The sequence below is a fragment of the Streptomyces sp. NPDC059909 genome, from assembly GCF_042730885.1.
Classification (GTDB): domain Bacteria; phylum Actinomycetota; class Actinomycetes; order Streptomycetales; family Streptomycetaceae; genus Streptomyces.
Map to the genome: position 1 here is coordinate 113,331 of NZ_JBHWKX010000013.1, position 20,241 is coordinate 133,571.

A 20,241-nucleotide genomic window follows, 5' to 3' on the forward strand; every position below is an offset into this window, starting at 1 on the left:
CGAGGGCCTGGAGGGCGAAGCCCCCATGTCACAGCTCGACGCGCAGCTCCCGCAGCCCCCTGATCACGAACCCCGGTTTCCACTCCGGCTCCGCCACGAGCCGCATCGTCGGCGCCTCCCGCAGCAGTTCCCCGAACGACGCGGCCAGTTCTATCCGGGCCAGCGGAGCCCCCAGGCAGTAGTGGATGCCCGCACCGAAGGTGATGTGCGGGTTGTCCGGGCGGGCCAGGTCCAGCTCGTCGGGCCGGTCGAAACGGGCCGGGTCGCGGTTGGCCGAGCCGAACAGGAGCGCGAGCTCGGAGCCCCGGGGGACGAGCGTGCCGCCGATCTCGATGTCGTCGAGGACCCAGCGCTCGAAGAGCTGGAGCGGGGTGTCGTAGCGCATCAGTTCCTCCACGGCTGTGGACAGCAGGGAGTGGTCGGCGCGCAGGGCGGCCAGCTTCCCGGGATGGCGGAAGAGCGTCCACCAGCCGTTCGCGGTGGTGTTGACGGTCGCCTCGTGGCCGGCGTTCAGCAGCAGCACGCAGGTGGAGACCATCTCCTGTTCGCTGAGCCGTCCCGCCCGTCTCCCGCCACCGCCCTTGCGCGGAGGCCCTTCGGGCCCCACCTCCTCATTCTCCTCGTACGCGGCGATCAGCGCCGAGATCAGGTCCTCGCCCGGGTTCTCGCGCCGTTCGGCGATCAACTCCCGCAGATACGCCGAGAATTCGAGGGAGGCGCGGACGGCTCGTGCCGCCGTCTCCTCGGACGGGTTGAGCTCGAACATCCCGCAGATGTCCGCCGACCAGGGCCGCAGCAGGTCCCGGTCCGCCTCTGGGATCCCGAGCATCTCCGCGATGACGGCGACCGGAAGCGGCTCGGCGACCTCCGCGAGGAGATCGCCCCCGCCCGCCTTCTTCAGGTCGGCGACCAGCCCTGCGGCCAGCCGCCGCACGGTCGGCTCCAGCGCCTGCACGGTCCGCGGCGTGAACGCCTTCGTCACCAGGCGCCGGATCCGCGTGTGGTCGGGAGCCTCGAGATCGAGCAGGCCGTGGTCGTTGAGCGTGTGGAACGGCTCGTGCGCGGCGGGCGGGGGTGTGCGGCCGAACTCCTCGTGCGTGAAGCGGTGCAGATACGTCCGCCCCAGCCGCCGGTCCCGCAGCAGCGCGGACACGTCCGCGTGGTGCGGGACGAGCCACTGCCGGGTGGGCTCGAACCAGTGCACGCGGCCCCGGGCGCGAAGGTCCGCGTAGGCGGGGTAGGGGTCGGCGACGAAGCCGGGGGACCAGGGTTCGAAGGGCACGTCCATGTGCGGACGCTAGCCCGCGCGATGCCCGTCTGGCGACAGGTCCGCCTGCGGTGGGCCTTCCCGAGCCGGGGCCTCACCCCGGCCCCCCGGTCCGTGCCTCGCAGCGCCCGGGCGCCCCGGGTGTCCGTCCTCGAACACCGGACAGGCTGACTGTGCCACCACCGCCCGAGCGGCCCGCATGTCAGTCCTCAAACGCCGGACAGGCTGGAGTGTGGCCGCGCCCTACGACGGCGTCACCAGCCGCGCCTCGTAGGCGAAGACCGCCGCCTGGGTGCGGTCGCGCAGGCCCAGCTTCACCAGGATGCGGCTGACGTGCGTCTTGATCGTGGACTCGGCCACCACGAGGTGCGACGCGATCTCCGCGTTCGACAGGCCCTGCGCGATCAGCACCAGCACCTCCGTCTCGCGCTCCGTCAGATCGCCGATCCGGGCCATCGCCGGCGGCCGCGGGGCCGTGGAGATGCGGGAGAACTCGGTGATCAGACGGCGCGTGACCGTCGGCGCGAGGAGCGCCTCGCCCGCCGCCACGACCCGGACGCCGTCCGCGAGCTGCCGGGCCGATGCGTCCTTGAGGAGGAAGCCGGAGGCCCCGGCGCGCAGGGCCTGGTACACGTACTCGTCGAGGTCGAACGTCGTCAGCACCAGCACCTTCGCGTCGGTGTCGGCCGCGACGATCTCGCGGGTCGCCTCGATGCCGTTGAGCTCGGGCATCCGGATGTCCATCAGGACGACGTCCGGACGCAGCGCGGTGACCTGGGCGATGGCCTCGCGGCCGTTGACCGCCTCGCCGATCACCTCGATGTCGGGCATCGCGTTCAGCAGGACGGAGAAGCCTTCGCGGACCATCATCTGGTCGTCGACGATCAGCACACGGATGGTCATGCGGCTTCATCCCTCGCCACGGGGAGGAACGCGGCGACCTCGTAGCCGCCGTCCTCCGTCGGCTCGGCCGTCATCTCGCCGTTCAGCATGGTCACCCGCTCCCGCATGCCCGTGATGCCGTGACCGGCCCCCTGCGAGGGCTTGACCAGCCCCTGGGGCGGGCCGTTGACGATCCGCAGGCCGAGACCGCCGAGCACGTACGCGACCTCGACCTTCGCCGGCGCGCCGGGGGCGTGCCGCAGCGCGTTGCTCAGCGCCTCCTGGATGATCCGGTACGCCGACAGCTCGACGCCCTGCGGAAGCTCACGGACCGCGCCCGTGACCGCCAGGTCCACCTCCAGGCCCGCGTCGCGGACGTTGCGCAGCAGCCCTTCGAGGTCGGCGAGCGTCGGCTGCGGTGCGTCCGGTGCCTCGTAGTCCTCGGCTCGTACGACGCCGAGGACGCGGCGCAGTTCGGTGAGCGCGGCCACGGCGTTCTCGCGGATCGTGGCGAAGGCCTGCTCCAGCTCGGGCGGCGGGTTCTCGACGCGGTACGGCGCGGCCTCGGCCTGGATCGCGACGACCGACATGTGGTGGGCCACCACGTCGTGCAGCTCACGGGCGATGGTGGTGCGCTCCTCCAGCAGCGTGCGGCGGTCGCGCTCGACCGCGGTCACGCTCTGCTGGACGGCGACCTCCCGCTTCGCGTCACGGCGCACATGGGCCAGGGCCACCACGAGCAGCACCATGGCCGACACGAACATCATCGGGAAGGTGTTGCTGAAGGACCCGGGCCCCAGGAAGACCTCGGCGAAGAGCCCGTACGCACCGGTCAGCAGCCACATCCAGAGGGCGGTGCGCGGCCGGGTCCGCGCCGCCACGACGGTCAGGACGGCGAGGTGCGCGGCGAAGGAGACCGGCGGCCACGGCCAATCGCCGTCCCAGGAGCCGACGAGCACGGTGACGAACGGAGTGGAGGCCAGCGACGCCCAGAAGGCCAGCACCGGCCGGACCAGCGTCATCAGCACAACGACCGCCGGGACGGCCGCGATGAACAAGGCGACCGGTCCGTACGCGCTTGTGGTGGTGGCGCCCAAGAGCAGCACCATCAGGGCGCCGCCCGCCACGATCGCGTGCGGGGTCCACGCCGCGGCCTGGCGTATCCGGCCCGGCAGCCGCCGGGTCACGGAGCCGTCCGTCGCCATCGGCGCCAGCGGGCGGTACGCGAAGGCGTTCTGGAAGAGGTCCTGCCGCAGACCGCTGAGCGCGCCCATGGCCAGGCGGAACTCGGGGCTGCGGCTCTCGGCGTCGGTGCGCTTGATGTGCTGCGTGGTCTGCGTATCGGTCACATCGCCAAGGTACGGGGGCGGGCGGACGCGGTCGTCACCTGCGAAGGGGATCCTTCCGCGTCCGTCCCAGGTACTACGCGGGGCTCCGCCCCACGGGCCCCGGCCGGTGGGCGTCCGGTGTGCCCGGTGCCGTGGGGGTGCCCGGGAAGGGGTTTCACCAGGCGAGCTGGGCGAGCTCCTCCGCCACCACCGCGCACGCGTCGGCCGCCGGATCGATCAGCGGGAAGTGTCCGACGTCCTCGAGGAGCGTGAGGCCGACCGTCTCGCCCGCCTTCGCCGCCGCGTCGACGTACGCCTCGGCGACGGCCTGCGGAACGACGGTGTCCTCACGGCCCTGGACGACGGTCGTCGCGATCCCGGTGGGCAGCAGCAGCGCCGGGTCGGCGTACTTCGCCCGCTCCTCGAACTGCGCGCCTTCGCCCAGCAGCTGGCGCACCGCCCCGCCGCACACGGACAGCTCGACCGCCCGGCCGAGGTCCGCGATCGGGGCGAGCGCCACGACTCCCCGCAGGGGCGGCGGCGCCGGCAGCCGCCACGCGGGCGGCGCGCCCTCGGGCAGCACATGACGGGCGGCGGCCCACAGCGCGAGATGGCCCCCCGCCGAGTGGCCGGTGACGACCGTGCGCCGGGGATCGGCCTGCGGCAGCGCCGTACGGACCAGCTCGGGCAGCGCGTCCATCGCCGCCGCCACGTCGTCGAAGGTCTCCGGCCAGCGACCGGCGACCGGACCGCCGGAGTTCTCCTCGTCCCGCTGCTGGGGCAGCGAACCGCCCCGGCGGTACTCCACGTTGGCGACGGCGAAACCGCGCCGCGCCAGGAAGTCCGCGAACGGCGTGACGTGCTGCCGGTCGTACGGCGCCCGCCACGCCCCGCCGTGCAGCATCACGACCAGCGGCGCCCGCTCCTGGTCGCCGCGGGGGGCGAAGAAGTCGACGACCTGGTCGGGGTGTTCGCCGTACGCGGCCGTGGCGTCCGGGGCGACGGCCGGATGCGACAGGGCGGAGGCTTCCTCGGCAGCATCACGAGCGGCGGCGTCGCGCGCGGCGGGGTCCGGCATGCTGCTCCAACCTTTCGGTGAGGGGGCCGAATTGGCCTGACCAGCGGGGACGGTACCAGCACCCCGGCCCCCCGCGATCAGCCGAGCGGCCCTTCGGGAACCTCGGCCGGAACCCCGGCCAGCACGTCCGCCAGGATCCGTGCCGCCCGCTCGGTGTCCGCGAACCCGACGTACAGCGGAGTGAAACCGAATCGCAGCACGTCAGGGCGGCGCAGATCGCCGACCACGCCGCGCGCGATCAGGGCCTCCATGACGGCGGGAGCCCCCTCGCACGACAGCGCGACCTGGCTGCCGCGCTCGGCGTGCGCACCCGGCGTCAGCGAGGTGACCCTCCCCTCGGGGACGTATGCCTCGACGCACTCCAGGAAGAAGTCGGTGAGGGCGAGCGACTTGGCCCGTACCGCCTCCACCGAGACCCCGTCCCAGACGTCGAGGGCGGCCTCGAGCGCCAGCATCGAGAGGATGTCGGGCGTGCCGACCCGGCCGCGTACCGCCCCGTCCGCCGCCTGGAACCCGGAGGTCATGGCGAAGGGGTCGGCGTGCGAGTTCCAGCCGGGGAGCGGCGAGTCGAAGCGGTCCTGGTGGCGCTCGGCCACGTACAGGTACGCCGGCGAACCCGGGCCGCCGTTCAGGTACTTGTAGGTGCAGCCGACCGCGAGGTCCACACCGTGCTCGTCGAGGCCGACGGGCAGCGCGCCCGCGGTGTGGCACAGGTCCCAGACGGCGAGCGCGCCGGCCTCGTGCACGGCCGCGGTGAGCGCCGGCAGATCGTGCAGCCTGCCGGTGCGGTAGTCGACGTGGTTGACCAGCGCGGCCGCGGTGCGGGGCCCCAGCGCGGCGGGCAGCTCCGCGGGGGCGACGGGCACGAGACGGTGGCCGGTCAGCCGTGCCGCGGACTCGGCGATGTACCCGTCCGTGGGAAACGTCGTCGCGTCGACGACGATCTCGTTCCGGTCGCTCGGGGCCATCCGGACCGCCGCGACCAGCGCCTTGAAGACGTTCACGCTCGTCGAGTCGCCGACGACGATCTGCCCGGGGGCGGCACCGACGAGCGGGGCGATGCGGTCGCCGATCCGCTCGGGCGCGGTCCACCAGCCGCTCTCGGTCCAGGAGCGGATGCGCAGTTCGCCCCACTCACGCGTGATGACGTCGGCCATGCGGTCGGGGACATGGCGGGGCAGCGCGCCCAGCGAGTTCCCGTCCAGGTACACGACCGAGGAGTCGAGCGCGAACAGCTCGCGCTGCTTGGCCAGTTCGTCTGCGGCGTCCAGCGCCGCGGCCTTCTCGGCCAGGTCCATCGAAAGATCAGACATGGCTGCGCGCCGTCCACAGCTCGGGGAACACGTTCTTCGCGGCCCGCTTCTCCAGCCAGGCGACGCCCGCCGAACCGCCGGTGCCCGTCTTGGAGCCCATGGCCCGCCGGGTGGCGACCAGGTGGTCGTTGCGCCAGCGCCAGACCAGCTCGCCGACGTCGGTCAGCGCCTCGCCGAGGCGTACGAGTTCGGCGTGCTGGTCGTCATCGGCGTAGACGCTCGCCCAGACCCGCTCGACCTCGGGCGAGGGCTCGTAGCGCTGTGACAGATCACGGTCGAGGACGGCCTGCGGGACGGGCAGTCCGCGGCGCGCGAGCAGCCGCAGGACCTCGTCGTACAGGCTCGGCTCCTGCAGCGCCTTCTCCAGCTCTGCGTACACCCGCGGGGCGCCGCGGTGCGGCACGAGCATCGACGCCGACTTCTCGCCGAGCAGGAACTCCATCCGCCGGTACATGGCCGACTGGAAGCCGGAGCCCTCGCCGAGCGCGCTGCGGTAGGAGTTGAACTGCATGGGGGTGAGCTGCGCGAGCGGCTTCCACGAGGCGTTCAGCGCGTCCAGCTCGCGTACGGACCGCTTGAGGGCGTCCATGGCGACGGGCAGATCGTCGCGGCGGAGGGCGTGGGACGCGGTCTCCCATTCGTGGACGATGACGGTGAACCAGAGCTCCATCACCTGGGTGGTGACCAGGAAGACCATCTCTCCGGGATCGTCGGAGAGCGGGTGCTGGAGATGGGTGAGGACGTCCGCCTGGACGTAGTCCTCGTACGGGGTCGTGCCCGCGAAGTCGAGGTTCGGGGTCTCCGAACCGGCTCCGGAGGCATCGGGATACTGCGACATCGCTGTCTCCTGACACAAGTGTCCGGGTAGCGGTCCGCCCCTTTCCGTTGGTGGTTTCGGAGCTCCGGTCCCCTGCGGGCATCATAAACAGAGGCTCCGCCCGCACCGCCAGGGGCGGACGCCAGGAGGGCGCCCGCCCCTGGTCGGGCGACGGTTCCGGTCGGCACGGGGTCCGAGTCGGGCGACGGTCACGAGGGCGACGGCCCTCGTCAGCCGAGGGTCTCCGCGGCTGTCTCCGACGAGTCGCGCAGGAACGTCGTGCAGCGCTCGTACTCACCCTGCTCACCGATGGCCTGCGCGGCGCGGGCGAGGGCGTGCAGGGCACGCAGGAAGCCGCGGTTCGGCTCGTGCTCCCAGGGCACCGGGCCGTGGCCCTTCCAGCCGCTGCGGCGCAGCGCGTCGAGGCCGCGGTGGTAGCCGGTGCGGGCGTAGGCGTACGACTCGACGACGCGGCCGGCCTCGAACGCATCGTCGGCGAGCTGGGCCCAGGCGAGCGAGGAGGTCGGGTACTTCGCGGCGACGTCGGCGGGGGCGGTGCCGTTCGCGAGCAGCTCCCGGGGCTCCGGGTCGTCGGGCAGGTGGGTGGGGGGCGGTCCCCCCAGCAGGTTTTCGTGGATGGCCATGTCCTCAAGTGTCACAGAAGGGGTGGGGCGGTCTCACGCTGAGGCCACCCCCGCTCACCCCGAGGCCTCACCCCGGGGTCGCTCCCGGCCGGCCGGGAGCGCCCTGCTCGGGCGACGGCTTCTCGGGGCGCTCCAGGGCGGGCGCGCCGACCCCGCACTGCACCCTGCACTCGGGTAGGGCGCACGTCGGCGGCGGCCGCCGTACCGTCGCCCACGCGATCACCGCGCCCAGCACGAGCACGCCCGCGCAGATCGGCATCGCGCGCCGGAAGGTCGCCTCGAACTCCGCCGGCATCCGGTACGCCTCCGGCCCCATCCCGGCCAGCAGCGGCAGCGCGGCCACCGCGAGGAGGCCCGCCGCACGGGCGGCCGCGTTGTTGATCCCGCTGGCGATGCCCGCCCGCGCGGTGTCGACGGACGCCAGGACGGTGGCGGTGAGCGGGGCGACCAGGGTCACCATGCCGAGCCCGAGCACCAGCGTCGCGGGCAGCACGTCGGCGACGTACGAGGCGTCCTCGCCGACCCGCAGCATCAGCAGCATGCCGACGGCACAGATCAGCGGGCCGGCGGTGAGCGGGATGCGGGGGCCGATCTTCTCCCCCAGCTCCCCCGAGCGGGCGGAGAACAGGAGCATCAGCACGGTGGTGGGCAGCAGGGCGACGCCGGCGGCGAGGGCGGAGTAGCCCGAGACGACCTGGAGCTGCAGGGAGGCGAGGAAGAAGTACCCGCCGAACGCGGCGTACACGCACATGGTCACCAGGTTGACCGCGGTGAACTGCCGCGAGGCGAAGATCGAGGGTGGCAGCATGGGCTCGGGCGTGCGCCGCTCGACGACCACGAACGCGGCCGCCACCACGACACCCGCCGCGCCGGCCCACCACAACTCGTCGATGAGCCCGTACGTCACGAGCCCGAGGCCCAGCGCGCAGAGCACCGCCCCCAGCACGTCGAACCGGCCGTGCGCGGCCGGGTCCCGGGACTCGGGTACGTGCCGCAGCGCGACGGGCACGCACAGCGCGGCCAGCGGCACGTTCAGCAGGAACACCCACCGCCATCCGGGGCCGTCGACCAGCCATCCGCCGACGAACGGCCCCACGGCCGCACCGATGCCCCCGAACCCGGACCACAGCCCCACGGCCCGTGCCCGGTCGTCCGGGTGGAAGCTCGCCTGGATGATCGCCAGTGATCCCGGCGTGAGCAGCGCCCCGCCGACGCCCTGCAGGGCGCGGGCGATGATCAGCACGGGCGCGTTGGGCGCCAGCCCGCACGCCAGCGAGGCCAGCGCGAACCACGCGACCCCGACGACGAACACCCGCCGCCGCCCGTACCGGTCGCCGAGCGCCCCGCCGAGCAGGATGAGGCCGGCGAGCGTCAGCAAGTACGCGTTGACGATCCATTGCAGCGCGGCCAGATCGGCGTCGAGATCGTCGCCGATGTGCGGCAGCGCGACGTTCACGACGGTCGAGTCGAGCAACGCCATGCTGGAGCCCAGGACGGTCGTCAGCACCACCCAGCGACCGGTCGGTGACGCCAGCCTGATGTCCATACGCCGATCATCCCCGCGCGTACTCCCGCCCACCACCCTGGGGACTCCGCCTTCGACCCCGCTCTGCGGGGCTCCGCCCCGGGCCCCCGAGGCCGCGGGCCTGTCCCCACCCCGCCCCTTCCCGGACCGGGGCTTCGCCCTGTTCCCAGCCCCTCCGGCGTTGAGGACGGACACCCCGGTACGGGGCAACCTTCCAGCCCGTCCGGCCCTCGATGACGGACACCTGGGCCGCCCCCGTGCCGGCCACCCCCGCGCCCGCCCGCCGGGCGGACCGGGGCGACGCGCCGGGACCGTCAGGTCAGGCGGGTCAGGGCGCGGACGAGGGCGTCGACGCCCTGCTCCGCCTTCACCCGTGGGCAGCCCACGTTGAGGCGGACGAAGCCCGGCGCGCCGTACACCCCGCCCGGCATGATCGCGACCTTCTCGCGCTCGATCAGCTCCCGCTGGAGCGCCTCGTCCGGCACGCCCAGGGCCCGCAGGTCGATCCACGCGAGGTACCCGGCCTGGGGCGGCGTCCAGCCCAGGACCGGGAACTCCCTGTTCAGCCGGTCCGCGACCAGCGACAGATTCCCGGCCACGTACGCGCGCAGCGCGTCCAGCCACTCCCCCGCCTGACGGTACGCGGCGATATGCGCCGTCAGCGAGAGCGCCGCGGGCGAGCCGAGGCCCTCGCCCGTCTCCATCCGCCGAACGAACGCCGCGCGCTCCTCCGGGTCGCCGACGATCCCGTACGAACCCGTCAGCGCGGGAAAGTTGAAGGTCTTCGACCCGGACGTGATCACCGCCCAGCGACCGCGCTCCCCCGCGAACCTCGTCCACGGCAGATGCCGGTACCCCTGGTGCACGAAGTCCGCGTGGATCTCGTCGCTGATCACGGCGACGCCGTACGTCTCCGCGAGCCGCGCCATCTCGCGCAGCTCCCCCTCCGTCCACACCCGCCCCGTCGGGTTGTGCGGCGAGCACAGCAGCAGAACGCGGCTGTCGTCCCGCGCAAGCTCCCGCTCGAGAGCCTCGGCATCGCCCACCGGCACCCCGCGCAGCTCGCGTCCGAGGCCGGAGACCGCCTTGCGGAAGCCGTCGTACGTCGGCGTGTGGACGACCACGCCGTCGCCCGGCTCCGTCCACATGCGCAGCAGCTGCGACAGCTGGTTGAGCACGGACGGCCCGTACACGATCCGCTCCGGGTCGAGCTCCGTTCCGTACCGCGACGCGTACCACTCGCGTATCGCCGCGCGGAAGTCACCGAGCCGCCAGTCGGTGTAGCCGAACACTCCGTGCGCGAGCCGCTCCCGCAGAGCGTCGAGCACCTGCGGCGGTGAGGGGAAGTCCATGTCGGAGATGGTGAACGGGAGCAGTCCGTCCACTCCGAAGCGGTCCGCGACACCGTCCCACTGCACACACGCGGTGCCGCGGCGGTCGACGGTGAGGTCGAAGTCGTACGTCGTCATCGTGCGCCCTCCGGACAGGACAGGAAGAAGGCCCGGCACCGAAAACCGGTGCCGGGCCTCGCGTCTGGCTCGGTCTCGCTTACTTCAGCTTCGTGCCCGCGGAGCGCAGCGCACCGCACGCCTCGACCACACGCTTGGCCATGCCGGCCTCGGCCAGCTTGCCCCAGCTGCGCGGGTCGTAGGTCTTCTTGGAGCCGACCTCGCCGTCGACCTTCAGCACACCGTCGTAGTTCTTGAACATGTGGTCCGCGACGGGGCGGGTGAAGGCGTACTGCGTGTCGGTGTCGAGGTTCATCTTCACGACGCCGTTCTCCAGCGCGGTGGCGATCTCCTCGGCGGTGGAGCCGGAGCCGCCGTGGAAGACGAAGTCGAACGGGTCGGCCTTGCCGAACTTCGCGGCGACGCCGGCCTGCAGGTCCTTCAGCAGCTCGGGGCGGAGTACGACATTGCCCGGCTTGTACACGCCGTGGACGTTGCCGAAGGACGCGGCCAGCAGGTAGCGGCCCTTCTCGCCCAGACCGAGCGCCTCGGCGGTGCGGATGGCGTCCTCGACCGTGGTGTACAGCTCGTCGTTGATCTCGTGCGAGACACCGTCCTCCTCGCCGCCGGTCGGGGTGATCTCGACCTCGAGGATGATCTTGGCGGCGGCAGCCTGCGCCAGCAGCTCCTGGCCGATGGCCAGGTTGTCGGCGAGGGTCTCCGCGGAGCCGTCCCACATGTGCGACTGGAACAGCGGGTCCTGGCCCTTCGCGACGCGCTCCGCGGAGACCGCGAGCAGCGGGCGGACGTAGCCGTCCAGCTTGTCCTTCGGGCAGTGGTCCGTGTGCAGCGCGACCGTGATGTCGTACTTGGCGGCGACGATGTGCGCGAACTCGGCGAGCGCGACCGCGCCGGTCACCATGTCCTTGTTGTACTGGCCGCCCAGGAACTCCGCACCACCGGTGGAGATCTGGATGATGCCGTCGCTCTCGGCCTCCGCGAAGCCGCGCAGCGCAGCGTGCAGGGTCTGGGACGAGGTGACGTTGATGGCCGGGTAGGCGAACTTGCCTGCCTTCGCCCGGTCGAGCATCTCGGCGTAGACCTCGGGGGTTGCGATGGGCATCTGTCCGCTCCTTGTGATGTGCGGTTTGCGTTGCTTGGCCCTGACCTGGGGGCGACGTCATCGTCGCACCTATCTTTCCAGACGCCCACGCAGGTTCCCGGTCCCAGGGGCGGGACGTTTCACGTGAAACCCCGCCCCTCCGCAAAACCGCAGGTCAGGCCAGATCGAGGTCCGAAAGCTGATAGCCCGTGAGGTAGGTCAGCCCGGCCTCCGCGATGGCGTCGGCCGCGCCGCGGTCCACGATCGTGGCAACCGCGACGACCTCGCCGCCCGCCTCGCGCACCGCCTCGACGGCGGTGAGCGGCGAACCGCCCGTCGTCGAGGTGTCCTCGACGACGAGGCAGCGACGGCCCTTGACGTCGGCGCCTTCGATACGGCGCTGCATCCCGTGCGCCTTCTGGGCCTTCCGTACGACGAAGGCGTCCAGGCGCCCGCCGCGCGCGGCGGAGGCATGCAGCATCGAGGTCGCGACGGGGTCGGCGCCCAGCGTCAGACCACCGACGCAGTCGTAGTCCAGCTCCTTGGTCAGGTCGAGCATGACCTGACCGACCAGCGGCGCGGCCTCTCCGTCCAGCGTGATCCGGCGCAGGTCGATGTAGTAGTCGGCCTCACGACCCGAGGAGAGGGTCACCTTGCCGTGCACCACGGCCTTGTCCTTGATCTGCTGGAGCAGCTCAGCGCGTACGTCAGTCATGCCCATGAGCTTAGGCGGTGTCGTGCGGATCTTGCCGGGCTCGCGTGCCCTGGCACGCGAGCCCGCCGATCCGGCCTGATCCGCAGGACGTCGCTAGCCCAGGCGCCGCCAGCTCCAGGTCGTGGCGACCTCCAGCGGGTCGATGGGGGTGACCAGGCGCGGGTGGGTGTTCAGGCCGTTCGGCGGGCCGGACTGGGGCTCGACGCAGACCGCCTCGGCCTCCGCGTCGTAGATGACGACCCACTCGGCGCGGCTCTTCACGGTGAGCTCCAGGCACTCGGGCCAGGTGAGGGTGACGTCGACCCCGTCGGGCATGCCGAAGCAGTCGTCCCAGGGCCCGGGGGTGGGGCCGATGCGGCGGCCGGTGGGGAGGTGGTCGGGGCCGCGCTCCTCCTGCCAGTCGGCGGTGAAGGCGATCTGGACGTCCTTGCCGCCGGGGAAGGCGTTGCGCAGGAACCAGGGGTGCCAGCCGGCCTGGGCGGGGTACGACACGTCGTACGTCTCGATGCCGAGCTGGAGGGTGAGCGAGTCCGCGGTCAGCTCCACGGTCTGGGTGACCAGTCCGCTGTACGGCCAGGGGTCGCCGAGTTCGTACGTGAACACGGCGGAGTCCGGGCCGGTGCGGGCGGTGCGCCAGGCGGTGTCGCGGCCGGTGCCGTGGATGGCGTGGGGCGGGGCGTTGACCGGCAGCTGGTGCGGTACGCCGCCGTTGATGAACCGGCCGTTCGCGGTCCTGCCGCACCAGGGGACCATGGGGAAGGACCCGTACCGCTCGCCCTGGCGCAGCAGCTCGGTCCCTGCGATCCGCAGGCTGCTGATCCGGCAGCCGTTCGCAGGGTCCATGGTCAGCTCGACGTCGCCGGCGGTGAGCCGGACGCTCTCTTCGCTACTCACACCCCGACACTACTGGTGGACTACCTGCGGCGTCGCAGTGCCCGACTCACCACGACGGCGGACGCGACCGCGATCGCCGCGGCGGGCGCGAGCCAGCGGAGGGTGCCCCGCGCGCTTGCGGGCTGCGGCGCGGGGACGGGCGCGTACCGCCCGCGCGGCGGGGCGTGATCGACTTCCTCGGCGCTCCGCCCGATCATGGTCCGCCGTGCGTGTGCGGCCTCGGCCGGGGGCTCGTCGTCCTCGCCGAACTCGTCCTCGGCCATCGGCTCCAGGGCGGAGGGCGGTACGTCGACCTCGAACACGGACGCGGCGTCGGCCTCGTCCACATCAGCACCCTCGGCGCCCTCGGCACCTTCGACGCTCTCGACGGCTTCGGTTTCGTCGACGGCCTCGACGCTCTCGGCCCTCGCGTCGCTCTCAGCGCCCTCGTCCGCAGACGCCTCGTCCGCGTCCAACGAAACCACCGGGTCGGGACTCGCCGCCTCGGGAGCCGCCGCCGTCGACGCCGCCGTCGCCGTGGACGCCAGTGACGAGGCGAAGCGGTCCAGGAGACGGGTGGCCGCCTGGGAGGTCGTGTCCTCGGGAAGGTCCGCGAGGCGGCCCTCCGCGTGGGACGTGCCGCTGAACCTGAGGGTCGTGCCGCCCTGCGCCGGGGTGAGCCGGAGCGTCAGGGCGAGCTTGGCGGAGCCCGGACCGCGGGCCTCGGTGCCCTCGCCCTCGACCGCGAAGTCGCCGCCCTGCTCGGTGATCCGCAGGGCGCCGCGATAGGTGATCGTGTGGCCGGCCACACGGATCTTCAGACGACCCGCGAGCGGGCCGGCCGAGGCATCGGCATCCTGCTGGAGCCCGGGGACGCAGCGCGCGACGCGGGCGGGATCGGCCAGCGTCTGCCGGAGGGTCTCTGCCGGAACCGGAACGAACACCTCATGCTCCATGACAGCCGAGCCTACTCAGCCCGGGCCCGCGCGGAGCGGTTCTGCGCAGAACCGGCACGTTCACACCGTCACTCGGCGTACCGCGGTCGCACCAGCGTCGACTCGGGCAGCCCCCGGAGCCGCCGGTCCTCCACGCTCACCGCGCCCGTCCCCAGCCTCGGCGGCGTCCCCCGCGCCGCCAGGACGAAGCCGCAGTCGGACAGGCCCGGCGCCCGGTACGGCACGGTCGCGAGGCCCGCCGCCCGCATGGTGGAGTCGACCGTCCAGAAGACGCGGGACCGCTGGGCGAGCGGTCCCGCGTGCACCGCGATGCGGCCGCCGTCCGCCAGGGCACCGGCCGCGAGGCCGTAGAACTCCTGGGAGTAGAGCTTCGCGCTGGGCGTGGTCCCGGGGTCGGACAGGTCCGAGACGATCACGTCGTAGTCGCCGTGTGCCGCCGAGCGCAGCCAGACGAACGCGTCCGCGTACGCCACGTGCAGCCGGGCGTCCCGGTACACCTGCCCGTTCAGCGCCGCGAGCGCCGGGTCCGTGCGGGCCAGCCTGACCATCCCCGGGTCGCGCTCGACGAGGGTCACCGAGCGCACGCCCGGGTACCGGAGCACCTCGCGGGCCGCCAGCCCGTCGCCGCCGCCGAGGATCAGCACACGCGCGTGCGGCCCGCGCATCGCGGGGCGCACCAGCGCCCCCTGGTACCGCTCGCCGGCCCGGCCGCTCAGCCGCAGGCGCCCGTCCAGGAAGAGGTCCAGCGTCCCGTGCTGCGCCCCGGTCAGCACGACCTCCTGCATCCCCGTGCGCACGGCCACCCGCACCGGCTCCCCGTACACCGCCCGCCGCGCCGCCGCCTCGAAGTCCCCGGCCAGCGCCGTCGCCGTGGCCAGCACCGCCAGCACCGTCAGGTTCGCGACGAGCAGCCACCACCGCGCCCGCGCCGAGAGGTCGTGCCGGAACAGCCAGAGCACGAGCGCCCCGCCCGCCACCGCGTTCACCGCGCCCGTCAGCAGTGCACCGGTGAGCTGCCCGAGCCACGGCAGCAGCAGGAACGGGAAGGCGAGCCCGCCGACGAGCGCGCCCACGTAGTCCGCCGCGAACAGATCGGCGACCGTGCCCGCCGCGTCCTGTTCCCGGCCGGCGCGCCGCGACGCGCGCTGGATCAGCGTCATCAGCAGCGGGATCTCCGCACCGATCAGCACCCCGATCGCGAGCGAGAACCCCACCAGGGCGTAGCGCGCCTCGCCGAGCCATGCGAACGCCGCGTACAGCACCAGCGCCGAGCAGCCGCCGATCAGCGCGAGCGCCGCCTCCACCACGCCGAAGCCGACGGCCGCACGGCAGCGCAGCCGCTTCGCGAGCAGCGAGCCGAGGCCCATCGCGAAGACCATGACGGAGAGGACCACGGAGGCCTGGGTGACCGAGTCACCGATCAAGTACGTGGCGAGGGCGACCAGTTCGAGCTCGTACACCAGGCCGCAGGCGGCGCAGACGAAGACCACGAGGAGGACGAGGAACCGGCCCGCGTCCGGACGGACGGGCAGCCGCGCCCCGCCCTGGAGCGGTCGCGCCCCGCCCCGGAGCGGTGTTGGCGCAGGCGGGTCGATCATGCCGTAACGCTACGTCACACGCCGGTCGCATCACGTCACCCACACGAGTGCAACTGCCGCAAAATGCCGCCGTGATGTGTGAAATCAGCGCCCGGCGGGCATCCGCGCCCCGACGCGCGTCCGGGTCACCACGAGCTGCCCCTCCTGCGGGTACGCATGCCACGTACGCCACCGCACCTGACCCTCCGAACGCTGCGCCACCATCGCCGTGAAGGCGTGCGGGGAGCCGGGGAACGTGCCCGCGAGCCCGTTCGGATGGTCCGCGACCAGCGCGAGAAGCTCCTGCGCGCGCCCCGCGAACGAGCCCTTCGACAGCGTCTCGACGCGCGCCGCGAACTCGTACTCCCACGGGCCGATCCGCCTGGCCACGCCGAGCGGCAGCGGCGTGCTGCTGCCGGGGATGCAGGCGACGGTCTCGGAGCAGACGCCCTGCTCCTCCTCGAGGAGCACCTGGTGGGACGCGCCCAGCAGTCTCAACTGCAGCTTCGCCCCGGCCAGTTCGAGGTCGAGCGCGGCGAGGGCTGGCAGCGGCTCCCGACCCAGCGCCCAGGCCAGATCGGCCGCGCGGGTATCGGTGTAGGACGTTTTCAGGGTCGTGAGCATGGGTCGGCTCCGCAAACACGCGTAACGGGTAGACGGGCGGTCCGGGGCGCCCCGGAGGAAGCACAGAGGAGAGGGGACCGCCTGCTCGGGGTCCGTGAGGAGGTTCCGAGGGCTGGATGTTCTCAACAGCGAGGGAATCATGAAGGGCGCGCCGCTCACAGCCCTTTTACCCAACTTGCCGTGGTTTCCATCCCCTCGGGGGCCTTACGGTTCAACTGTTCAACAGAAACCCATCCGGTCCGGACGGGAGACCGCCGGATACGTGCACAGTGCGTCAACAGGACGACGCCCGGGGGAAGTTGCGTTCACCTCCACCCGGGCGCCCTCCTCGCTCGACGGACCAGCTGCCCCGTGTCAGCTGCCTCCGCCGCCGCAGCCCCCTCCGCCCCCGCAGGAGGAGCCGCACGACGACCCCCCGCCGCACGACGCACCTCCGCCGCACGACGAACCCCCGCTGCCCCCGCCGGCCCACCAGCTGCCGCTCCTGCTGCGCGAGCGCCCCCGGCGCCGACGCGAGCTGGACGCGGCGAGCAGAACCATCGCTACGACGAACACCAGAATGAAAACGGTCCCGAACACATCGGCCATCGTCCCCACCCTCCCCGTTCATGACCTGCGCTTCTCAGATGCACCGGTCCTTGTTCCTGTCGCACCGCTGTGTGCGTGTGAGGGGGATGCCCCCGTCCCCGGCGGCCCAAAGAAGACTTGAGCAAGTCCAGAGGTTGCGCGCAGGATGGCCGCCATGACCTCCAGTGCGCGCCCCCTCCTGAACCGCCGCCTCACCGAATTCGGGACGACGATCTTCGCCGAGATGTCGGCGCTGGCCGTCCGCACCGGCGCGATCAACCTCGGCCAGGGCTTCCCCGACACCGACGGCCCCGAGGAGATCCGGGAGGCGGCGGTGCGCGCGCTGCGCGACGGCCGCGGCAACCAGTACCCGCCGGGCCCGGGCGTCCCCGAGCTGCGCACCGCGATCGCCGCGCACCAGCAACTGCGCTACGGGCTCACGTACGACCCCGGCACCGAGGTGCTGGTCACGGCCGGTGCGACCGAGGCGATCGCGGCCGCCCTGCTCGCCCTCGCCGAGCCCGGCGACGAGGTGATCGCCCTGGAGCCGTACTACGACTCGTACGCCGCCTGCATCGCCATGGCGGGCGCGACGCGCGTACCCGTGACGCTGCGGCCGGGGAACGGTGCGTACCACCTCGACCTGGACGAGCTGCGCGACGCCGTCACCGCCCGCACCCGGATCATCCTGCTCAACACCCCGCACAACCCCACCGGCACCGTCCTGACCCGCGAGGAGCTCGCGGCGGTCGCCGAGCTCGCCGTCGAGCGGGATCTGCTGGTCGTGACGGACGAGGTGTACGAGCATCTCGTCTTCGACGGCGAGCACACGCCGATCGCGAGCCTCCCCGGGATGCGGGAGCGGACGGTCACCATCGGCTCGGCCGGCAAGACGTTCTCGTTCACCGGCTGGAAGGTCGGCTGGGTGACCGCGACCCCGGAGCTGGTCACCGCGGTCCGCTCGGCCAAGCAGTTCCTGACGTACGTCTCCGCCGGGCCCTTCCAGTACGCGGTCGCCGAGGCGCTCGCGCTGCCGCAGGAGTACTTCGACGGGCTGCGGGACGAGCTGCGGGCCAAGCGGGACCTGCTGGCCTCGGGGCTCGCCGCGGCCGGGTTCGACGTGTACCGGCCGTCCGGGACGTACTTCGTGACGACCGACATCCGGCCCCTCGGCGAGGCCGACGGCTTCGCCTTCTGCCGGGCGCTGCCCGAGCGCGTCGGTGTCGTGGCCATCCCGAACGCGGTCTTCTACGACCACCGCGAGCAGGGCGCGCCGTTCGTACGGTTCGCGTTCTGCAAGCGCACGGACGTGCTGGAGGAGGCCGTCGCACGGCTGAAGGGTCTCGCTACCCGCTGAGCGGGAGGCCGTCAAGGCAGCACACGTACGCACCGCCCACCCGGGCCGCGATCCACCCGGACGGCCGCGCAGCACTCGCGCCGCCTCTCCGCGCCGCTGATCGTCGAGTTGACTGACCGATCACGCGCGCGCACGGAGGTGCCCCCTGTCCGCCGAGACGCTCGACAAAGCAACGTCAGTCGATGCCCGGCCCGTTCCCCGCTGGCGCGCCGCCCTGAACCGGGCCGCCCCTGCGCTCGGGATGTTCGCGGCGGCGCGGCTCACCGGGATGAGTCTGATGGCCCTGTGGGCCTGGCACATCGGCAAGTCGCCGCGGGCCCTGCTCGCCACGTCCTGGGACTCCGACTGGTACACCCGCATCGCCGCACACGGCTACGGGCGCACGCTGTACTGGCCGGACGGCGCGGTCCAGTCCGATCTGGCGTTCTTCCCGCTCTACCCCGGGCTCGTACGGGCCGGGACGACGGTCCTGCCGGTGACCGGGGGCACGGTGGGGCTGGTGCTGTCCTGGGTGGCCGCGGGCGCCGCCGCGTGGGGCATCTACGCCCTCCTCGAACGGCTCTACGACAGGACCCTGGCGACCTTCGTCGTCCTGCTGTGGGGACTGCTGCCGCACTCGATCGTGCTGTCGATGGCGTACACGGAGCCGCTCCTGACCGCCTTCGCGGCGTGGTCGCTGTACGCGCTGGTGACCCGCCGCTGGCTCTGGGCGGGCTCGCTGGCGGCGCTGGCCGGGCTCACCCGTCCCAACGGGATCGCGGTCGCGGCGGCGGTCGTCGCCGTGGCGGCGTGCGAACTCGTCAGACGCAGGGGGAAGAACGGACGGCGGGTGTGGGCGGCCGCCGCGCTTGCGCCGTCCGGGTGGCTCGGCTATCTGCTCTGGGTCGGGAGGCGCCTGGGAGACCCGGTCGGCGGGTACTTCGCCGTGCAGGACGGCTGGACGTCGCGGTTCGACCTGGGCCTCGGGTCCCTGCGGGTGGTGCGGTCCATGGTGACCACGCCGGTGTTCTTCGGCTTCCCGATGGCCCTGGTGATCGTGGGGGCGGGGATGCTGCTCTTCGCGCTGTTCGCCCTGGACCGGCCGCCGCTTCCGCTGCTCGTGTACACGGGCGTGCTGGTGCTGATCACGATCGGCGGATCGGGCTTCTTCGAGTCGAAGCCGCGCTTTCTGCTGCCGGCGTTCCCGCTGCTGCTGCCGCTCGCGTCCGCGCTGACGAAAGCCCGGCCGAGGGCCGCGATCACGGTGATCGTGGCCCTGGCCGGGCTGTCGTTCGGCTATGGGGCGTATCTGGTGACGCTGGGGCCTATGGCGCTGTAGTGGTACAGCGCCACGGCCATGGGTCCACGGTCCATGCCTCAGGCAATGCGGGGCGAACGGCTCAGGCGTCGTCGGCCGGCTTCTCGTCCTCGTCGCCGCCCGCGGGCTTGAGGCCGAACTGCTCCACGAGCCACTTGTCGAACTCGATCGAGGCGCGCACCCAGCTCACCGTCGACGACACGAAGTGCTCCAGGCTGACGCCCGTGCCGATGAGCATCTGCGCCTCGCCGATGAGACGGACGGAGGCGGGCTGGCCCTCCTCCTCGTGGGTGTGCGTGTAGACCTTCGGCCACAGGGTGCGGCGGTTCCAGTCGTCGATCGCGTCGAGGACCTTGGCGCGGTCCTCGATGGCGTGCGGACGGTCGTAGAACGTGCGCACCGAGAAGACCTGCTGCTCGTCCTCGCCGCGGAACATGAAGTACGTACGGAATTCCTCCCACGGCGCCGCGAGGTCACCCTCGTCGTCGACGACGTACTTCAGCTCCATCTGGTCGAGGAGCTGCTTGACCAGGTCCTGGTCGGGGATGACCGGGCCCGCCGGTGCTTGGGCCTGAGGCTGGGGCTGGCCCCCGAAATTCGGAATCGAGGACGGGTCGATGCTCACGGGGTGTTTCCCTTCGTACGGATGCGGCCATCCTCCCCCATCCCGGGCGGGGGCTGGCAACCCCCACCGGACCTTCGGCACGACGTGTCCGGATCGGCACCCCGGGGCGGGGGGGGGGGGGGGGAAGGAAACCACCACCCCCCCCCCCCCCCCCACCCCCCCCCCACCCCCCCCCCCTCCCCCCCCCCCCCCCCCCCCCCCCCCCCCGCCACAACATCTCCCCCTCCCCCTCCCCCCCACCCGTAA

At 72.6% G+C, this 20,241-nt stretch carries 18 protein-coding genes; 2 read left to right on the top strand and 16 right to left on the bottom strand.

Translation table 11 applies throughout. From position 1 onward, the window contains the following. Positions 1 to 28: 28 nt before the first annotated feature. The 15 genes from ACFV9O_RS12345 to ACFV9O_RS12415 form a co-directional block, all read right to left on the bottom strand. Complete coding sequence (locus ACFV9O_RS12345; RefSeq protein WP_385415940.1) at positions 29 to 1,288, bottom strand: cytochrome P450; 1,260 nt, start codon at positions 1,286 to 1,288, stop codon at positions 29 to 31. A 222-nt stretch (positions 1,289 to 1,510) separates the two neighbouring features. Then, complete coding sequence (locus ACFV9O_RS12350; RefSeq protein ID WP_385415942.1) at positions 1,511 to 2,170, bottom strand: response regulator; 660 nt, start codon at positions 2,168 to 2,170, stop codon at positions 1,511 to 1,513. After that, the gene (locus tag ACFV9O_RS12355) at positions 2,167 to 3,498 is read right to left on the bottom strand and encodes a sensor histidine kinase (RefSeq protein WP_385415945.1); all 1,332 of its coding nucleotides are present in this window, start codon (positions 3,496 to 3,498) and stop codon (positions 2,167 to 2,169) included. Before ACFV9O_RS12355 ends, ACFV9O_RS12350 begins: the two co-directional genes overlap by 4 nt. Before the next feature lie 154 nt (positions 3,499 to 3,652). Continuing rightward, positions 3,653 to 4,555 (bottom strand): alpha/beta hydrolase family protein, encoded by a 903-nt coding sequence (locus ACFV9O_RS12360; RefSeq protein ID WP_385415947.1) that lies wholly within the window; start codon positions 4,553 to 4,555, stop codon positions 3,653 to 3,655. A 77-nt stretch (positions 4,556 to 4,632) separates the two neighbouring features. After that, positions 4,633 to 5,868 carry a kynureninase gene (gene kynU / locus ACFV9O_RS12365; protein ID WP_385415950.1) on the bottom strand — a complete coding sequence of 412 codons (1,236 nt, stop codon included), beginning with the start codon at positions 5,866 to 5,868 and terminating at the stop codon, positions 4,633 to 4,635. Beyond that, entirely contained in the window at positions 5,861 to 6,706 is an 846-nt protein-coding gene (gene kynA / locus ACFV9O_RS12370) for a tryptophan 2,3-dioxygenase (protein ID WP_385415953.1), read from the bottom strand. The genes kynU and kynA overlap by 8 nt, the downstream gene beginning before the upstream one ends. Positions 6,707 to 6,915: 209 nt before the next feature. After that, positions 6,916 to 7,329, bottom strand: a complete 414-nt coding sequence (locus ACFV9O_RS12375) for a DUF3151 domain-containing protein (protein ID WP_385415955.1) — start codon at positions 7,327 to 7,329, stop codon at positions 6,916 to 6,918. A 67-nt stretch (positions 7,330 to 7,396) separates the two neighbouring features. After that, positions 7,397 to 8,875 (bottom strand): MFS transporter, encoded by a 1,479-nt coding sequence (locus ACFV9O_RS12380; RefSeq protein ID WP_385415958.1) that lies wholly within the window; start codon positions 8,873 to 8,875, stop codon positions 7,397 to 7,399. A gap of 293 nt (positions 8,876 to 9,168) precedes the next feature. Beyond that, complete coding sequence (locus ACFV9O_RS12385) at positions 9,169 to 10,323, bottom strand: MalY/PatB family protein (RefSeq protein WP_385415960.1); 1,155 nt, start codon at positions 10,321 to 10,323, stop codon at positions 9,169 to 9,171. Positions 10,324 to 10,402: 79 nt separating this feature from the next. Beyond that, the gene (gene fbaA / locus ACFV9O_RS12390; RefSeq protein ID WP_385415962.1) at positions 10,403 to 11,425 is read right to left on the bottom strand and encodes a class II fructose-bisphosphate aldolase; all 1,023 of its coding nucleotides are present in this window, start codon (positions 11,423 to 11,425) and stop codon (positions 10,403 to 10,405) included. Between the two features lie 154 nt (positions 11,426 to 11,579). Beyond that, positions 11,580 to 12,119 carry an orotate phosphoribosyltransferase gene (gene pyrE, locus ACFV9O_RS12395; RefSeq protein ID WP_385415965.1) on the bottom strand — a complete coding sequence of 180 codons (540 nt, stop codon included), beginning with the start codon at positions 12,117 to 12,119 and terminating at the stop codon, positions 11,580 to 11,582. 93 nt (positions 12,120 to 12,212) lie between these two features. Further along, positions 12,213 to 12,962 (bottom strand): aldose 1-epimerase, encoded by a 750-nt coding sequence (locus ACFV9O_RS12400; RefSeq protein WP_385416030.1) that lies wholly within the window; start codon positions 12,960 to 12,962, stop codon positions 12,213 to 12,215. A 71-nt stretch (positions 12,963 to 13,033) separates the two neighbouring features. Next, a complete protein-coding gene (locus ACFV9O_RS12405) occupies positions 13,034 to 13,948 on the bottom strand; it encodes an SRPBCC family protein (RefSeq protein WP_385415968.1) in 915 nt (304 codons plus the stop codon). A gap of 68 nt (positions 13,949 to 14,016) precedes the next feature. Then, positions 14,017 to 15,546: a polyamine aminopropyltransferase gene (locus ACFV9O_RS12410; protein WP_385415970.1), complete on the bottom strand. Its 1,530-nt coding sequence runs from the start codon at positions 15,544 to 15,546 to the stop codon at positions 14,017 to 14,019. Positions 15,547 to 15,630: 84 nt separating this feature from the next. Next, positions 15,631 to 16,149: a DUF2617 family protein gene (locus tag ACFV9O_RS12415; RefSeq protein ID WP_385415973.1), complete on the bottom strand. Its 519-nt coding sequence runs from the start codon at positions 16,147 to 16,149 to the stop codon at positions 15,631 to 15,633. A 733-nt stretch (positions 16,150 to 16,882) separates the two neighbouring features. On the opposite strand from ACFV9O_RS12415, the gene ACFV9O_RS12420 reads away from it, so the two are divergent. Continuing rightward, on the top strand, positions 16,883 to 18,073 hold the full coding sequence (locus ACFV9O_RS12420) for a pyridoxal phosphate-dependent aminotransferase (RefSeq protein ID WP_385415976.1): 1,191 nt from the start codon (positions 16,883 to 16,885) through the stop codon (positions 18,071 to 18,073). Between the two features lie 241 nt (positions 18,074 to 18,314). Continuing rightward, complete coding sequence (locus ACFV9O_RS12425; RefSeq protein WP_385415979.1) at positions 18,315 to 19,391, top strand: hypothetical protein; 1,077 nt, start codon at positions 18,315 to 18,317, stop codon at positions 19,389 to 19,391. A gap of 61 nt (positions 19,392 to 19,452) precedes the next feature. Here the strand turns inward: ACFV9O_RS12425 and ACFV9O_RS12430 are convergent, their stop codons facing one another. Next, positions 19,453 to 19,995, bottom strand: a complete 543-nt coding sequence (locus ACFV9O_RS12430; RefSeq protein ID WP_385415982.1) for a YbjN domain-containing protein — start codon at positions 19,993 to 19,995, stop codon at positions 19,453 to 19,455. Positions 19,996 to 20,241 lie beyond the last annotated feature (246 nt).

What these genes read in the sequence shown, in the direction of transcription:
- ACFV9O_RS12375 (WP_385415955.1), bottom strand. Translation starts at nt 7,329, where the DNA reads ATGGCCATCCACGAAAACCTGCTGGGGGGACCGCCCCCCACCCACCTG.
- kynU (WP_385415950.1), bottom strand. Translation starts at nt 5,868, where the DNA reads ATGTCTGATCTTTCGATGGACCTGGCCGAGAAGGCCGCGGCGCTGGAC.
- ACFV9O_RS12420 (WP_385415976.1), top strand. Translation starts at nt 16,883, where the DNA reads ATGGCCGCCATGACCTCCAGTGCGCGCCCCCTCCTGAACCGCCGCCTC.
- ACFV9O_RS12415 (WP_385415973.1), bottom strand. Translation starts at nt 16,149, where the DNA reads ATGCTCACGACCCTGAAAACGTCCTACACCGATACCCGCGCGGCCGAT.
- ACFV9O_RS12405 (WP_385415968.1), bottom strand. Translation starts at nt 13,948, where the DNA reads ATGGAGCATGAGGTGTTCGTTCCGGTTCCGGCAGAGACCCTCCGGCAG.
- ACFV9O_RS12350 (WP_385415942.1), bottom strand. Translation starts at nt 2,170, where the DNA reads ATGACCATCCGTGTGCTGATCGTCGACGACCAGATGATGGTCCGCGAA.
- ACFV9O_RS12345 (WP_385415940.1), bottom strand. Translation starts at nt 1,288, where the DNA reads ATGGACGTGCCCTTCGAACCCTGGTCCCCCGGCTTCGTCGCCGACCCC.
- kynA (WP_385415953.1), bottom strand. Translation starts at nt 6,706, where the DNA reads ATGTCGCAGTATCCCGATGCCTCCGGAGCCGGTTCGGAGACCCCGAAC.
- ACFV9O_RS12400 (WP_385416030.1), bottom strand. Translation starts at nt 12,962, where the DNA reads ATGGACCCTGCGAACGGCTGCCGGATCAGCAGCCTGCGGATCGCAGGG.
- pyrE (WP_385415965.1), bottom strand. Translation starts at nt 12,119, where the DNA reads ATGACTGACGTACGCGCTGAGCTGCTCCAGCAGATCAAGGACAAGGCC.
- ACFV9O_RS12380 (WP_385415958.1), bottom strand. Translation starts at nt 8,875, where the DNA reads ATGGACATCAGGCTGGCGTCACCGACCGGTCGCTGGGTGGTGCTGACG.
- fbaA (WP_385415962.1), bottom strand. Translation starts at nt 11,425, where the DNA reads ATGCCCATCGCAACCCCCGAGGTCTACGCCGAGATGCTCGACCGGGCG.
- ACFV9O_RS12425 (WP_385415979.1), top strand. Translation starts at nt 18,315, where the DNA reads ATGTTCGCGGCGGCGCGGCTCACCGGGATGAGTCTGATGGCCCTGTGG.
- ACFV9O_RS12410 (WP_385415970.1), bottom strand. Translation starts at nt 15,546, where the DNA reads ATGATCGACCCGCCTGCGCCAACACCGCTCCGGGGCGGGGCGCGACCG.
- ACFV9O_RS12385 (WP_385415960.1), bottom strand. Translation starts at nt 10,323, where the DNA reads ATGACGACGTACGACTTCGACCTCACCGTCGACCGCCGCGGCACCGCG.
- ACFV9O_RS12360 (WP_385415947.1), bottom strand. Translation starts at nt 4,555, where the DNA reads ATGCCGGACCCCGCCGCGCGCGACGCCGCCGCTCGTGATGCTGCCGAG.